Below are 16,923 nucleotides of genomic sequence, written 5' to 3' on the forward strand. Positions count from 1 at the left end.
CAACATTTCTGTGTAAAGACTTGGAGTCAAGGCAACACCTGCCAATTGAGGAATGTTGTAGATAACGTAGTCTGTATTTGGTGCTGCTGCACTGATGTCGTTCCAGTATTTAGCAACTGAGTACTCAGGCAAACGGAAGTAAATTGGTGGGATTGTTGCAATAGCATCTACCCCCAAGCTTTCAGCATGGCGAGCAAGTTCCATACTGTCTTTAGTATTGTTGCAAGCCACATGAGCAATGATGGTCAATTTACCTTTAGCAACTGCCATGACTTCTTCCAAGATCAATTTGCGGTCTTCTACGCTTTGGTAGATACATTCACCTGAAGAACCATTGACATAAAGCCCTTGAACACCTTTATCAATGAAGTATTGCACCAAGGCACGAGTACGTTCTGGGCTTACTTCATCCGCATCATCATAACATGCGTAGAAGGCAGGAATGACACCTTCATATTTTTTTAAATCTGACATAGATTTCTCCTAAGATTTCTTATTTTCTGCTCTTGGCAGATGATTTTTTACTATTTTAGTATACACCTTGTGAAAAGCGCTTTCAATACATCTCAGCCACTTAGATTTTAATTTCTATTCATCTCCCATAGCTTTTCTTGTTTGAAAGTAGTTTCATAACGTTTTCAATCTGCCTGATATTTAGCAAACAATTTTTCCATTAATCCAGCTTGGCAAAAAGCAAGAAGGCCAAAGCCAAAAAGTAGAAATGCTGAACCACCAAGCACTAGAGTGAAGCCTGATAGATAGAGAAGCATCATGATTAATAAAATAATTGCGAACATCAAGAAGAACCACACGAAGTTAAAGCTGACCAAAAGCAAGCCCTTTTGAAGAACTTCTTTCCAAGTCAAGTCATAGCGTGCTGCAATTGGATAGCTAGCCAACATGACTAAGGTTAAAAATATCAGAATTCCTAAGCAAATAGCTTTAATGAGCTGGAAGCCTAGGCTGGTTTGCCCCCAGAATAGAGATAAGTCAACTACACTGATCAGAAAAATTCCTAGTTCCAACAAACCTAACTGGAGACCTAATTTCAAATTTTGCTTAAAGGCTCTCATATAAGTTTTAAAAACAGGAACACGTCGACTACTCTTAACTTCAAAGATTGTCTGATAGAGACTGATTTTCGCTACTCCGATCGTCACAATTGGCAAACAAGACACAACAAAGAGTAGATTAACCGTCACAATATCTAAAACTTTCTCGCAAAAACGCATCAGAAAGTTATCCGTATCAAATGCCGCTTTTATCAATCCAGATCCTTTATGTGCCATTGTTTGCTCCTCCTAACTGACTAATCGATTAAAATTTTAAATAAATATTTGCGAACTTTATCTTCCATACCTGCATAACCATTAGGTTGATGAGGCTCCCCTGGGAAGAAAACTGCAAAATTGTGATAACCCAACAAGAGTGGGTATTGTTCATGACAATGGACAAATCCTATATCGCTAGCTTCATCAAAGGCTACAGCCTCATCTTTGACACGAGAACCATAGCTAGAGTACTCATGTCCTTCAACCAACAAATGCAAATCTGCATATTTTTTATGATGCTCAAAACGATCATTTTCTTCTTGGTTGAGAACATTTTCCTGCACAACTAGAAAGACCTTATCCCCATCAATCTCATATTTCCCAAGTTCAAAAGACTCTTTTCGATGCTCGTAGAGATAATCAATGGCCTTATCGAGATTTGGATGAATCCCTTTATAAAAGGTGATATTTTTTAAATCATCAAAAATCATAGTAATTTCCTTTACCTGATTGTTATCTTCAGACACAAAATGTCTAGCCAGTAAGTTTATAAGTGTCTAACAAAACTTCAAGAAGTAAGGAACTACTCTCCATTTTGTAGACACTTATATAGCCTATATTCTCTTAGTCTATCAACTATACTTCTGCATACTGATAAACAGATTGTACTATATTCAATTTTCGCAGAGTACTATCCTTTGACAGCTCCCATAGTAATCCCTTGAGTGAAGGATTTTTGGAAGACAAGGAAGACCGTTACGATTGGCACAGCTGCAAGGGCAGCACCAGCCATGATCAAACCGTAGTTGGTTGCCATCTCGGCCTGCATAGTTGCAACCCCGAGTGAGATGGTCAAGTTTTGACGTGAAGTCAACATTACCAATTGCATGAAGTAGTCATTCCAAGTATTGATGAAGGTAAAGATTGCAAGTGCTGCAAATCCTGGCTTCACGATAGGGAAGGCTACGCTCCAGAATGTACGAATCTCGCCACATCCATCGATTTTAGCAGATTCAAGCAATTCTGTAGGAATGTTTTCACTGAACTGTTTCATGAGGAAGACCCCAAATGGCCATCCGATTAACGGTAAGATAACTGCCCAAAGAGTGTCGTGGATTCCCATAAAGTTAACGATACGTACCAATGGTACAAGGACAACTTGTTTTGGAAGGGCCATGGCAGCGATGAAGATTGCAAAGAGAATGCGTTGTCCATAGAAACGTTTCTTAGCCAAGACATAACCCGCTAGTGAAGAGGTTGCACAAACCAAGAACATCGTTACTAAAGAAATGAACACTGAGTTCCACATCCATTGCAAGGCTGGGTTTTGCACCATCAATTGTTGGAAGTTCTCCATGGTTGGAGCTTTAGGGAACCATTGTGGTGGAATCATAATGGTATCTGGTTGTGATTTGAATGCACCTGTCAAGATCCAGTAGAATGGGAAGATAAACAGTACAGTCAACAAGAGCAAAATGATTGTTGAAATAACAGTAAAGGCTGTTAATGGTTTCTTTTGTTGTGTAGGTTGCATAGCTGTCTCCTTTCCTTAGTATTCTACATCGTTTCCGAGGATCTTGAATTGAGCGAAGCTGACAAGGGCAATCATAACTGCCAAGAATACACCAATAGTATTGGCATAGCCATATTCAGTCAATTGGAAGGCTTTTTCGTAGAGGTAGTACATAAGTGTACTTGTTGAGTAGTTTGGACCACCAGATGTCAACAATTGAATCAAGGCGAAACATTGGAATGAGTTGATGGTTGTAATGATTGCGATATAAAGAGTTGTTGGAAGAAGGCTTGGCCATTTAATCTTCCAGAATACTTGGAACTCAGTCGCACCGTCAACACGCGCTGCTTCTACAAGTGAGTTATCAATATTACCCATTGCAGCGATGTAAAGAATGATTGGTTGACCAACTGATGTTGTCAAGAGAATAATCATAATCGCCATCAAAGCCCAGTTTTTATCTCCCAACCAAGAAATGTTTTGGCTGATGATATGGCTTGACTTAAGCACGAAGTTCAAAATACCTGATAGTGGATCGTAGATCCATTTCCATACTACTGTTACGGCAACACTACCTGTTACTACAGGAAGGAAGAATACGAAACGATAGAAAGATCTAGCAACGGCATTTTGTTGGTAAGTTTGTGATGCTACAAAGAGCGAGAAGAGTACAACGACTGGTACAGACCCAATAACCAAGATTACGGTATTAATCAAAGATTTTGTAAAGACAGGGTCTTTAAACATACGAATGTAGTTGTCCAAGCCAACAAACTCAAAGCTTGTCATCGAGTAGTTAAAGAAACTTGTGATGAAGCCCATGATCATTGGAGCTAAAACGAAGACGGTAAAGAAGATTAATACTGGTGCTAGGAATGCGTAGGAAATAATAGTTTCCCGCATGCGAATTTTATTGATTTTCACAGTCGGCACCTCACTTTCACATAGTTTTGTTTTTTTGACTGTTATCTGACCCTGATCTAAAATCAAAATGAAATTTTTCTAAGATTCGTCAATGTAAAAACTTCATTTTAATTTTGACCTGTCAGTTGCTTCTATTTCAAACAAAAGTCCCCCTTTTCATACACAGATATGCTCAGGGAAAAGGGGGGAACTCAGTTTTTATTTAGGGCTTATTATTTAGCTGCTTTTTTGATTGTTTCATTCGCTTTTTCAGTGAATGCTTTCAATGCTGCAGCAGGTTGTTCGTCACCATTTGATACAGCTTGCAACATTGGGAACCAAAGTGTTCTCATTTCAGCAAAGCCGTCGATTGTATTGTAGTATGGTGAGTAGTATTGAGTCCAGCTACCGATTGTTTCCATACGTTTGTCATCATAAAGTTTTCCAAATGAAGTACGAACTGGGAATGCGCCTGTACGAACTACGTCTTTAGGACCCCATTCTTTGTCATCTGCGATGAATTGGATGAATTTCTTAGCTGCTGCGACTTTCTTTTCGTCTTTGTTGTTAAATACTGCAAATCCATTTACAAGGTATTCAAGAGCTGGTTTGCCTGAATCAGATGGGAATGGTACTTCTACCACTTCTACTTTACTTGATTCCAAAAGTTTAGCTTGGATACCATTTTGAGCTGGTGCCCAAAGGATTGTGTAAGAAGTTTGACCGTTTGCAAAGTTTTGGATATCTGCTCCACCGTCAAATTGTGAACCGTTGTTCAACAAACCATCTTTGATCCAGCTTGATGCTTTTTCAAGACCTTTAACGAATTTAGGATCGTCAGTTGTATACTTGGTTACATCTTTGTCAGTTACAGAACCGCCATAAAGGTTAGCGATGAAGGCACGTGTTCCTTGGTCTCCCCCTTGACCTGAACTGAACAATGAACCTGGTGTATACCCTTTATCTTTAAGCGCTTTCAAAACTTTTTCAAAGTCATCAGTTGTCCAACCTTCTTTTACAAGGTTTGCAACTCCTGCATCTTCCAACATTTTCTTGTTCATCGCCATGTAGAATGGTGCAGAACTGATTGGATACATGTAAGCTTTATCACCAGCTTTACTTGCTTGGATGATATTTTCGTTGTTAACATCTTTCACAAATTCATCTGTAAAGAGGTCATTCAACTCAGCCAATTTACCATTTTTACCGTATTGGATGATACGTCCTGGTGCGTCAAAGAGTACGTCTGGCGCAGTTCCAGCTTCGATTGCTGTAGTGATCTTTTCAGGTCCAGATTTGAAGTCGATTGTTTCTAGTTTAACTTTAACATCTGGATTTGCTTTTTCAAAAGCTTCGATGATAGATTTTTCATAAGTTCCTACACCATCGCCAGTTTTTTCTTGAGTAAAGACTGGGAATGCCCACCAAGTGATTTCAGTTTTTCCACTGTCACTACCTGAGCTAGCCGCATCTTTGTTTGCATCTGATTTGCCACAAGCAGCAAGAGATAGAACCGCAGCACCCGCAAGTACTGTACAAGCTAGTTTTTTAAATTTCATTTGTATTCTCCTAAATGATGATAAGCGTATCCGAATCGGATAATGAGTAATGTGGACTTTGTATACGTTTTCATTTTTTCCTACTAATCAACCACTCTCCTCGTTTTTTATATTGTGTTATTTAAGACCCGCAACAAATCGTTCCGTGATCTCTTTTGGTCTAGTAATAGCGCCACCAACTACGATACCTCGCACCCCGTAACCTAGGATTTGCTTAGCTTGTTCTGGTGTGTGAATCTTACCTTCGGCGATGACGTCCACCCCTGCGTCGCAGAGTTTCTTGATGAGTTCAAAGTCTGGCCCGTCCACTTTTGGACTGTAAGAAGTGTAACCTGACAAGGTTGTTCCAACAAAGTCAATTCCCGCTTCAACTGCTGTTAGACCTTCCTCAAAGGTACTTGTGTCAGCCATCAAGAGTTGATTTGGATATTTTTCTTTGATTTGGCGGATAAATTCTTGGATCTCTAAACCATCATGACGTTCACGTTTGGTACAGTCAAGAGCAATGACTTCGATGTCAAGAGCTGCTAGTTCATCTACCTCTCTCATAGTCGCTGTGATGAATGGTTCCTGTGGTGGATAATCACGTTTAATAATTCCTATAATCGGAAGTTTAGTGACCTCTTTAATCTCCTTAATATCTCGAACACTGTTTGCTCGGATACCGACTGCACCACCTTGTTCAGCTGCTTTCACCAACAAGGGGATAACTCCTCCCGCTTCTGTGTAAAGCGGTTCATGAGGAAGTGCCTGACAAGAAACGATGATTCCATCTTTGATTTGTTCAATCAAGGCTTCTTTACTAATTTGTGGCATCAACTTTCCTCCTTTTCTTTTCCTTTGTGTTTATGTGACTATTATAACTTATTATTAAAGCGCTTTCAATAACTTGTGCTAGAATAGATTGGAGTTTCAAAACAATTTTATGCAACAGTTTCTTCTGAAAGTAGTTTCAGGGACCTTGTGATTTGAATATTCTATAGGGATTTATTATACCGATTGAATCACTCTATCTTTTTTTACAAAAAAGTGTATAATAAAATCAATTATAATGATTGGAAGTGATTTATAATGGATGAACTAAAAAAAGTTATTATAGATTTAATTGGCAACGACGCTGTGGATTCTTTCCTCCAACAATTTCCTAACTATTTTGCAAATATACAAAATAATCCCTATTTTTTAAATATAGCTACAGGATTGATTGTCAACGCTATTTGGCAAGCTTTTCAAAATAAAAATGGTGATTTTAAGGTTAACGATGTAATTTTAGAGGAAAAAATTGTTCACAAAAAAGACGTAGTAGCTTCAATACCTCTAGGAAATTATGCATCACTTCCAAAGGGGAATCACACTTTTCCATATTTTGCTTTTTCAGAAATAGGTAATCTTCAATTCACTACAAATCAAAACACAAAATTGAAAAATGTGAAATTAATTTATTCAATAGATGATCAACTTGAAAACACCGATAACATTGAAAATTTGACTAATATACTTAAATTTGAAAAATTAAAGAAAAAAAGTAAGAAAAATGAAAAAATTTTTCGTTCCGATTGCCCACTAGTATTCTCGTCTGAAAATGAATTTCGAATAAAAAATTTTCTTGTCTGCGTAGATGCAGGAAAAAAAGGCTATGATTGTTTTGTCATTCAAACATTTCAGGCAGCACTACTCGAATATTTCGTATCATGTAAAATTAATTCCAATTTAGAGTGTGAAAATTTCGGAGTTATATTCCCTGTAGATCCATTAAAGAATAGATTCAAAATGCAACATAGAATTATACGATTAAATAATTTGGATTCACTGGTAGATGATTTTATCATTGAGGGGAATGCCTACAAAACTGGAATACATACGGTTCATTTTAAAAATTTTGTAAAATTTTTTTACGACGCATATAACTTTCAAAAATATGAATAATTTAAAAAGAGGTAGTGTGATTTTATTCCCATTACCTCTTTCTATTTTTATAAAGTCAAATGATTAGAATTATTTTCTCAATCTTCTTTTCTCTTCCCCAAAGCAAACATACCAAGGAGCATCCCCACAAGCCCTACTGATGCAAGGGCAGTGGCATCTTTACTTCCTGTCTTAGGAAGAACATCTTGATGAACTGCAGGTGCTTGATAGGTCTTATCTTGTGCCATAACCTGAGATACAATAGACTGCTGACCTTTGTGATCTGGATTTTTTGCGCTCGCTATTTCTGAACCTTTGACATCGCCTACAAATCCTGGTTTTTCTGTTGACGCGACGTCATTCTTCACACTGCCTGTGAATGCTGGGACTTCATGTACAGCTGCTTCGCTACCATTGACTCCACCTGCAAATTCTGGAGATTCTGCTTTTGCTGCTTCTACACCTACTGTACCAATAGGTTCAGTATACTCTGGGAGCTCCGTTACAGCTGCTTCACTACCATTGACTCCACCAGTAAATTCTGGAAGTTCAGCAGTCGCAGCTTCTACACCATTAACACTACCTGTGAATTCTGGTACTTCGTTAACAGCAGCTTCACTACCGTTGGCAGCTCCAGGAATGCCTGCTCCTTCAAGACTCACTGGAAGGTTGTGCATACTCTCGATAGCTCCAGAAGCAAGTCCAGTTATCTCCTGACCAAGATCTGACTTGTCTATTGTAAATAGAAGAGTCTTAGTATCGTACTGGGTCATGAAGTTTACTTTTTTACCATTTGCCAACTGAAGTGTTGGGATTTTGTTAACCAAAACTTCTGAATCAAATTCTACTGCAAGAATTCCTGGCCATTTTTCAATAACATTTTTAACTTTGGCTTCTTTAGGAGAAATTCTTTCCTTCGTTAAGAAATCCCAGTTGAATTTCTTGAAGGATAGAGTATAAGGATTGCCTCCAGCTTCATGATGTTCGTACAAGAGACCAAATTCTTTTGGTCCGATCTGTTGAAGTGAGTTATAGGCATACTCCCCTTCTTGAATCAAATGATGATGCAGCCAAGTCAACTCGCCATCTTCTTCTACACGAGCCACTCGAATGTAACCATTCTTACGACCTGGGCCATTGGCATTTGCTAGAAGGATATACTCCTTACCATCTTGAACCGTATGAGTCGCTGCCATTTGAACATAAACATCTGGCACATCATAGCGTGCTACATAGTTGTCCCATGTAATACCACCATCATAACTTGTCGCAACCTGCAAATCACCTGTCAAACCACGCATAAAGAGTTTCAACTGACCATTGTTCAGCTGAACAACTGAAGCCTCCGTGTTTTGAGCATAGTAATTGTTCATGTTACTTGAATCAACTACTGTACCATCATAAAGTGTACGGTTATCATTGACACCGCCACCCATATGCCAAGTCTTACCATGGTCATCTGAGTAGATGATACGAGATGATTGAGAACCATTGAGGTGGTTTGTTCTATTCGTCGTATAGACAGGAACGACGATCCGACCTTTATGAGGTCCATTCTGGAGGGTAATGCCCACTCCAGGTCCCACACCTAAGAATTTCATCCAATCAGCTTTGACCATTGGGGTAATATCTTGAGGAGCTGACCAAGTCTTACCATCATCATCACTGTAAGACATCCATAGGTAGCTGTCTTTAGCAATTCTAAATGGAGAAGTTTTATTACTTGTAAAGTAGATATTTCCTAGTAACTGCTCACCCTGATAAAGATCACCTTTATCGCTATAAGCCGGCTTGACAGGATTTACAACAACACGGTAATCCGTTGCCTGACCATCTGGTGTGTAGACTACACCATTTTCACGAATAGTATAGGCCCCATTTTCTCCTTCACGATAGAGAATTTGGTAGGTTTTCCCATCAATTTCTTTATAAGCTTCCTCTTTTTCAGCTGACATCCCAAAGATACCTTTTCCTTCTGGGAACATATCATAGACTGAAAAGATTCGTTTGGTTTCAGTATCTTGGGCTAAAACCATATCGATATTTACTGGTGAACCAACAGATGGATCAGTAGCTTTTGGATTGTCGCGTAGATTCGTAAGTGTGATACGATCGCCCCATGTTTGGCCCTGATCTTCACTTCGTTTGACGACCATACCGATATCTCCCCAGTCATAGTGGTGCAATCGGCGTTCGTCAGCTCCAGCAATCAGAGTTCCCTTGTCAGTCTTAAGGAGGGCTGGAATACGATAGCTATTAATACCATCTGGATTTGACTGCCCATTTTTACCAGCTTCAAAGACATCCTTTTTATCTGTTATCTCAGCTCCTTCTGGAAGCTTTTTCTCTAATTCGGATCTTTCAAAGAGGTAGCTACGATTTTGAACTTCTTCTGGACTCAAGGCACGATCGTAAACAGTTAGATTACGAACTTGTAAGCCTGCCCCCCAAACCATACTTCCTGCACGATTTGTGGTACCAATTTGCATATGATTTACATCAGGCATATCTTTGATAAAGCGTCCTGATTTCTTACTTGTTCGTGACAAGACTCCATTTACATAGAGACGAACTTGTCCATCTGGAGAATCTGCACTTGGTCTTTCAACTGTAAAGGTTACTGAATTCCACTGACCTGGTTTGACTGTTAATGGTGCGTCTGTGTATCTATCATAAAATTGGTCGCCGTTTTGATCGCGGCCCTCAATCAAGGCAACGTTGTTATAAACAGCCATGGTGAAATATTCATTTCGAACCGTATCACTTGAGGCTGAGAAAAGGTTGTAAAATGCTGGTGCAGAAGCATCTGGTTTGAACTCCATATGAATGGTCGCATTTTGAAGCTGTTTCAGTTTGTCCAGTTGCTCTGTCAGATCAATTCTATTGCTATTTGCAGCATTAGTCTCTACATCTTCCCTTTCAAGAACAGTATTGACATTTTCCAACTCTCTAGCATAGTAATCACGTGGAAGTGAAGCTGGATCTTTTTCGATTTCTCTAGTTGCTTCTGCCGTTTCTGCTGTTGCAGTTGTCTCTGCCGTTGCAGTTGTCTCTGTTCCAGTATGTGCTTCTGTAGATGTATGTGTGACTGTATCTACCCCATTAGACTCTGTCGCACTCTTTTCAGTATCTACTGCTTTTTCTGCCTGATCCTTCTCTACTCCTAGTTCTGTCGTTTCCTTATTGGTAGCTGTTGCTTCTTGTGCCAATACTGGCGATGCACCAAAAACAACTGCTCCAATAACGACTGAAGCGGCTCCTACTGTAAATTTGCGAATTCCGTATCGTTGTTTTCTCTCCAACTGATTATGCTTCATCTTTCTTCCTTTCATTTTTAAAAATAAAGCGCTTTCTTTTTTGATTAAAATTTTTAGTCATCTGACTAAATGACAAAAATTACTTTTTCACGAAGGGTTACACTCGCTCTTTCAAATTTTCTCTCACTTAACGATCAACAATCTATCATCATGCCATCGTTAACTAGAGTCTCCTACTCCTTTCAAATTTTATCTTATTCTCATTATATAATAAATTTCTCTATTTTAAGATAGATGAATATAGAACAGATTTTACTTTCAGTTTTAGAAATATAAAATTGGACATTTGAAACTACTTTCGGACGCTTTGGATTTTTCTAACATAAAATTGCTTCATCCAGTTGAATCGTTTTTTAATGAACTTTATCTCAAACTTATACTCAATGAAAATCAAAGAGCAAACTATGAAGATAGCCGCAGGTTGCTCAAAACACCGTTTTGAGGTTGTGGATAGAACTGACGAAGGCAGTAACATATATACGGTAAGGCGAAGCTGACGTGGTTTGAAGAGATTTTCGAAGAGTATTAACTATTTGACTCCTGATTTATCTAGATCAAAAAGGCCGTAACTAGTTCTAGTCACGACCCTTTCTAATATAAGATCAAATTTCTCTATGAATTTCGTTAGTTTTAACTATTTCATTGATCTTCTTTTTTCTTACCCATGGCAAACATACCTAGGAGCATGCCTACAAGTCCGAGCGAAGCGAGAGGAGCAACATTTTCACTTCCTGTTTCAGGGAGGAGATGCTGATGAGCAGCAGGGGCTTGATAAGTTTTATCCTCTGCCATGGCCTGAACCACAATAGATTGTTCTCCCTTATACTCTGAAATCTCATGGACAGCAGCTTCAGCACTGTTTACACCACCTACATATGCTGGAATATCTGTGCTTGCAGCCTCTACCGCATTAGTGCCACCTTCATAGGCTGGAAGTTCTGAACTTGCTGCTTCTACTCCATTCACGCCACCTGTGTACTCTGGAACTTCTAACTTAGCAGACTCTACTCCGTTGACGCCACCTGTGTATTCTGGAACTTCTAACTGAGCGGCCTCTACTCCATTCACGCCACCTGTGTATTCTGGAGAATCTAACTTAGCGGCCTCTACTCCATTCACGCCACCTATGTATTCTGGAACTTCTAACTTAGCGGCTTCTACTCCATTGACGCTACCTGCATACTCTGGAACTTCTAACTTAGCAGACTCTACTCCGTTGACACCACCTGTGTATTCTGGAGTTTCTAACTTAGCGGCCTCCACTCCATTCACACCACCTGTATACTCCGGAATTTCTGACTTAGCTGATTCTACTGCATTGACGCCACCTGTATACTCCGGAATTTCTGACTTAGCTGATTCTACTGCATTGACGCCACCCTCAAATTCTGGGCTTTCTGATGTAGTTGCTTCCTCACCATTGACACCACCTTCAAAGGCTGAAGTGTCCGACTTAGCTGATTCTACTGCATTCACACCGCCTTCGAACTCTGGACTTTCTGCCTTAGCTCCTTCCTCACCATTGACACCACCTTCGAAGGCTGAAGTGTCTGACTTAGCTGATTCTACTGCATTCACACCACCTTCAAAGGCTGGGCTTTCTGATGTAGTTGCTTCCTCACCATTGACGCCACCTTCAAAAGCTGGAACGTCATGAATGACAGACTCCCCTTTTGAGCTTTCTACTAGACTACCTTCTGGAACTTCATGGATCGCTGCTTCCTCGCCGTTCACACCACCTTCGAAGTCCAGAATCTCATGAATGGCTGCTTCAGCACCATTGACACCGCCTTCAAATTCTGGGACTTCATGAATAGTTCCCGGTGGATTTTCTTCGACCTCTATTTCTGGAACTTCATGAATAGCGGCTACTTCGCCGTTCACACCACCTGAGAAGTCTGGCACATCATGAACGGCTGCTTCCTCACCGTTGATGCCACCTTCAAAGGCTGGATCCTCGTGAACTGTACCTTCACCATTGACTGCACCTGTAAATTCTGGAACTTCATGGATTTCTGCTTTTGCTCCATTTTTACCACCAGGAACTCCTGCACCTTCAAGACTTACAGGTAAATTATGCATGCTCTCAATTGCACCATCAATGATTTCTGTAATTTCTTGACCAATATCTTCCTTGTTAACTGCGAAAAGCAATGTTTTTGTATCGTATTGCGTCAAGAATGTTGCAAAATTACCATTTGCCAGTTTAAGAACTGGTGGCCGATTCACCAATACTTCAGAATCAAATTCTAAAGCAATGACATTTTTGCTCATCTCCACAGCATTTTTCACAGTTGCTTTTGTTGGAGAAATTCTATCCTTGCTTAAGAAATCCCAGTTGAATTTCTTATAAGACAAGGTGTATTCATTTTGAGTGGCAGTCGCATGCTCATAAAGCAAGCCAAATTCACCATTTCCAAGATCTTGCAAGGAGTTATAAGCAAATTTACCACTTTGAATTGGATTGTGCTTGAGCCAAGTTAGATCCCCATTAGCTTCCACACGTGCCAAGTGCACCAGACCATTGTAGCGTCCTGGCCCACCTGCGTTACTGAGGACGATATATTCCTTACCATCTTGTACCGTATGAATAGCAGACATTTGAACGTAGACATCTTTGACATCCGCATAGCGCTTCACATCTTTTTCCCAAGTTGCTCCGCCATCCTTACTTGTTGCAACCTGCAAATCTCCTGTCAATCCACGCATGAAGAGTTTGAGGTCTCCATTATTCAACTGAACAACAGTTGACTCAGTATTTTGAGCACCTGGATTATTCATGGTTGAAGAGTGAATTGTTTGGTTGCCTACTGGACGGTTATCATTGACCGCTTCACCTGCTTGCCAAGTTTCACCATGGTCATCCGAGTAAATGACGCGTGAAGACTGGGATCCACTTAGGTAGGATACGTTATTTGTCGTATAGACTGGGATAACCAGACGTCCTTTGTGAGGTCCTGAATGCAAGGCAATACCTGTACCAGGTCCAGTACCTAAGAAATGCATCCAATCCTTACGAATTCCATATGTAATATCTTTTGGTGCAGACCAAGTTTTACCATCGTCATCACTATAAGACATCCAGAGATAGTTGGTATTTGAAACTCTAAAGATATTCTTGTCACTATAATCAAAGTAGACATTACCAATCAGTTCTTCACCTTTATACAAATCCCCCTTATCACTATAGGCTGGCTTCTTAGGATCAACTACAACACGGTATTCTGTCTTTCTATTTTCAGGGTCGAAGACTTCACCATTTTCACGAATTGTATAACGTCCTGCATCACCTTGTTTGTACAAGACTTGGTATACCTTGTCCCCAATTTGTTCATAGGCTTGTGGTGCTTTTCCTGGAAGAGAAAATACAGCCTTACCTTCAAGGAACATATCATAAATTGAAAAGATTCTCTTAGTTTTCGGATCTTGGACTAGGGCCATGTCAATGTTGACTGGTGATGGCCATTCTGGATTCTTAGCATTCTCATTATCACGAGGATTTGAGATGACAATTCTATCTCCCCATGTTTTGCCCTTATCATCACTACGACGAACAACCATACCGATATCACCCCAGTCAGAGTGATGCAAGCGTCTCTCATCTGCACCAGCAATCAAGGTTCCTTTATCAGTTTTCAGCAGGGCTGGAATACGGTAGCTTGCAATACCATCTTTATTTGGCTTGCGGTTCTCACCACCTTCAAAAACGTCCAGTTTATCAGTAACTTCTGCTCCTTCAGGAAGTTTCTTCTCCAACTCTCCTCTTTCAAAAAGTTGGCTACGTTTTTTAACTTCTTCTGGTGAAAGGGTACGATCATAAACAGTTAGATTACGGACTTTAAGATTAGCGCCCCAGAAGTTTTTGCCTGTGCGTTTCGTTGTACCGATTTGCACATGGTTGACATCTGGCATGTCTTGGATGAAACGACCAGACTGAGGACTTGTGCGCGACAAGACACCATTTACATAGACACGAACTTGACCTTTTGGTTGGTCTGCATTTGGTCTTTCAACTGTGAAGGTTACAGAGTTCCACTCACCTGGCTTAATTTTCAAAGGAGCAGTTTTATAATCACCATAGAATTGGTTTCCATTTGCATCACGACCTTCAACGATAGCTGTGTTATCAAGGATGGCCATAGTGAAATACTCATTTACTTTGGTGTCACTAGAAACTGAGAAAAGGTTGTAAAAACGTGGAGCAGATGCATCTGGCTTAAACTCCATATGAATGGTCGCATTTTGAAGTTTTTTAAGCTTATCTAGTTCCTCTTTCATGTCAACTCTTTGACCGTTTGAAGGATTGGTTTCAACATCTTCCTTCTCTATAACAGTATTGGCATTTTCCAACTCTCTTGCATAAAAGTCACGCGGAATGTTTCCAACTTCGTCTTCACTCTCTGTAGCTGGAGTTTCGTTTGATGCTTCTGTTTCTGTTGGTTTTTCAGACCCTGGGTTTGCTTGCAACTCTTCACGGCTCACTTCTGTTCCACTATTATTTACTGTGGTTACTTGGCCTGCAGGTTCCTTATCTAAATTAGCTAGACTTCCTGTCTCTACTTCCTTAGACAATTCTGGCAAAGATTGCCCCGCTGTTTCACCATTCGTTGATGGCGCCTCTTGAGCCAAAGCCGGTGCAGCACCAAAAACAACCGCTCCAATCACTACTGAAGCTGCTCCAACTGCAAATTTCCGAATTCCATATCTCTGTTTTCTATTAAAATCTCTCTGATTCATGTGTTCCCTTCCGTTATTTTTAAAAAAATAAAGCGCTTTCTTTTTTGCTTAAAATTTTTAGCCTTTCAGACTAGCTGCAAATAAGAAACTGTATTATTGAATGAAATTGCCATTCTTTGTAGATGAAATGCTGTTGCTCTTTTATAAATTCCATGTTAAAAGATTCGCAACTAGCTATACTCCTTTCACATTTTATCTTAATCATATTATATAATAAATATTCTAAATTTTAGACTTTATAATCTATAATAGATTCTACTTTCAAAGATATTTAGAAGTTTCAAACTACCTGAAACTACTTTCTCATTATCTGGATCACATAAAGAAAAACCTGTAGTTTATTCGAAACTACAGAGCTTTTTTTCAATTTTTAGTGACCAAGATAGGTAAAGGGGATCTCACTACCACACAACCAATTGTAAACTTGATCATTGACATGAACATTCATGGCCTCATGAGCGTATTCAGGCATGATACGATAACTCTTTTCACAAGTCAAACGGTTGTAAATAGCAAACTGAGTGATTGGATAGCAAACATCATCATCAAGCCCAGTAATCATTCGAACTTCCCCCTTAATGCGATGGGCAAGATTTTTTACATCGATATAGGCGAGCGTCTCCATAATCTGCTCTTCTGTCTCATGGAATGGATCATGGAACTTAAAATAACGAAAGAGTTCATCATAGGCTTCGCTGGTATTTCCAATCTCGAGTACCCGTCTAAAGTCTGATAAGAATGGATAAATAGCAACTGTACGCTTGATACGTAGATTTAGCCCCGCAGCCACTAGAGCTAGTGCCCCTCCTTGAGAAGCTCCATAGCTTGCTAATTGCCCCTCATCCACTTGTGGGAAACTAGCGACAATTTCAATCAACTGATAGATATCTAGATAGACATCTTTATAGAAGAGTTGCTCTTTTCCTTCTACTGCACCACGAATGATTTGGCCCTTAACTGTATTTCCGAGTGGTGAGCGTAAGCCATCTTGTGAGTATCCAGATTGTCCACGAACATCCATCGATACGACACCATAACCAGCTACTGTAAAGGCTAGCATATCTGTCCAATCCCAGCAACGTCCCATATAACCATGGAAGTGGAAAATGACCGGTACTTTCTTTTCTGATTTTGGTAAGACTATACGCGCATAAACAAGACCATCACGGGTACCTTTAAAGGTTAACTCATAACACTTCACATTTGGAATATGAAAGTTTCGTTCTTCTAGTTGGTAATCTGGCAGGACCGAAACCTTATCAATCTCCCCATCCCAAAAATCATCAAAATCATGAGGAACTTCATCCCTTCCTTTGTATGTTTTCATTTCTTCTATTAGTGCTGGATTTCTCATAAAACCCTCCTTAATTTTGTAACCGTTACCATAACTCTAGCACATATAGGTATGCTTTGCAAGATGGATTTTTAAATAGAAAGTGATTTTAATTTTGAAGATTCATAAAAGCTTATCTGAAAGTAGTTTTATCTATTCCATTCTGTCTAGATTCAATACACTTTCAAGGAAAACAGCTTCTTTGATCTCTCATCCAATTGTCATTGAAGACTAATCTTATACTCTTCAAAAATCAAATTCAAACTACGTCAGCTTTATCTGCAACCTCAAAGCCGTGCTTTGAGCAACCTGCGGCTAGCTTCCTAGTTTGCTCTTTGATTTTCATTGAGTATTAGCATGTTCTCGGGTATATAGTTGTCTATCT

General features: G+C 39.7%; 11 protein-coding genes. 1 reads left to right on the forward strand and 10 read right to left on the reverse strand.

Going from position 1 to position 16,923, the window contains the following annotated elements; translation table 11 throughout:
- From HMPREF2619_RS08785 to HMPREF2619_RS08815, 7 genes are all read right to left on the reverse strand, one after another.
- Window positions 1-474 (reverse strand): dihydrodipicolinate synthase family protein (locus HMPREF2619_RS08785; protein WP_186821507.1); only part of this gene is annotated, 474 nt, incomplete at its 3' end.
- A gap of 164 nt (window positions 475-638) precedes the next feature.
- Window positions 639-1,289 (reverse strand): DUF624 domain-containing protein, encoded by a 651-nt coding sequence (locus HMPREF2619_RS08790; protein WP_070460764.1) that lies wholly within the window; start codon window positions 1,287-1,289, stop codon window positions 639-641.
- 20 nt (window positions 1,290-1,309) lie between these two features.
- Window positions 1,310-1,762 (reverse strand): NanQ anomerase/TabA/YiaL family protein, encoded by a 453-nt coding sequence (locus tag HMPREF2619_RS08795; RefSeq protein ID WP_070460766.1) that lies wholly within the window; start codon window positions 1,760-1,762, stop codon window positions 1,310-1,312.
- 200 nt (window positions 1,763-1,962) lie between these two features.
- Window positions 1,963-2,805, reverse strand: a complete 843-nt coding sequence (locus tag HMPREF2619_RS08800) for a carbohydrate ABC transporter permease (protein ID WP_001183246.1) — start codon at window positions 2,803-2,805, stop codon at window positions 1,963-1,965.
- A 15-nt stretch (window positions 2,806-2,820) separates the two neighbouring features.
- The gene (locus tag HMPREF2619_RS08805) at window positions 2,821-3,687 is read right to left on the reverse strand and encodes a carbohydrate ABC transporter permease (protein WP_033587514.1); all 867 of its coding nucleotides are present in this window, start codon (window positions 3,685-3,687) and stop codon (window positions 2,821-2,823) included.
- Between the two features lie 233 nt (window positions 3,688-3,920).
- Window positions 3,921-5,246, reverse strand: a complete 1,326-nt coding sequence (locus HMPREF2619_RS08810; protein WP_061863813.1) for an ABC transporter substrate-binding protein — start codon at window positions 5,244-5,246, stop codon at window positions 3,921-3,923.
- Between the two features lie 117 nt (window positions 5,247-5,363).
- On the reverse strand, window positions 5,364-6,062 hold the full coding sequence (locus tag HMPREF2619_RS08815; protein ID WP_001135656.1) for an N-acetylmannosamine-6-phosphate 2-epimerase: 699 nt from the start codon (window positions 6,060-6,062) through the stop codon (window positions 5,364-5,366).
- Between the two features lie 255 nt (window positions 6,063-6,317).
- Here HMPREF2619_RS08815 and HMPREF2619_RS08820 point away from each other — a divergent pair, with 255 nt between their 5' ends.
- Entirely contained in the window at window positions 6,318-7,172 is an 855-nt protein-coding gene (locus HMPREF2619_RS08820) for a hypothetical protein (protein WP_070460768.1), read from the forward strand.
- 77 nt (window positions 7,173-7,249) lie between these two features.
- Here the strand turns inward: HMPREF2619_RS08820 and HMPREF2619_RS08825 are convergent, their stop codons facing one another.
- From HMPREF2619_RS08825 to HMPREF2619_RS08835, 3 genes are all read right to left on the reverse strand, one after another.
- The gene (locus tag HMPREF2619_RS08825; protein WP_070460770.1) at window positions 7,250-10,468 is read right to left on the reverse strand and encodes an SIALI-17 repeat-containing surface protein; all 3,219 of its coding nucleotides are present in this window, start codon (window positions 10,466-10,468) and stop codon (window positions 7,250-7,252) included.
- Between the two features lie 639 nt (window positions 10,469-11,107).
- Window positions 11,108-15,205, reverse strand: coding sequence for an SIALI-17 repeat-containing surface protein (locus HMPREF2619_RS08830; protein ID WP_261673732.1), 4,098 nt, complete (start codon window positions 15,203-15,205; stop codon window positions 11,108-11,110).
- Window positions 15,206-15,575: 370 nt separating this feature from the next.
- On the reverse strand, window positions 15,576-16,559 hold the full coding sequence (locus HMPREF2619_RS08835) for an acetylxylan esterase (RefSeq protein ID WP_070460772.1): 984 nt from the start codon (window positions 16,557-16,559) through the stop codon (window positions 15,576-15,578).
- Window positions 16,560-16,923: the final 364 nt, after the last annotated feature.

The organism is Streptococcus sp. HMSC074B11 (assembly GCF_001808705.1).
Classification (GTDB): Bacteria; Bacillota; Bacilli; order Lactobacillales; family Streptococcaceae; genus Streptococcus.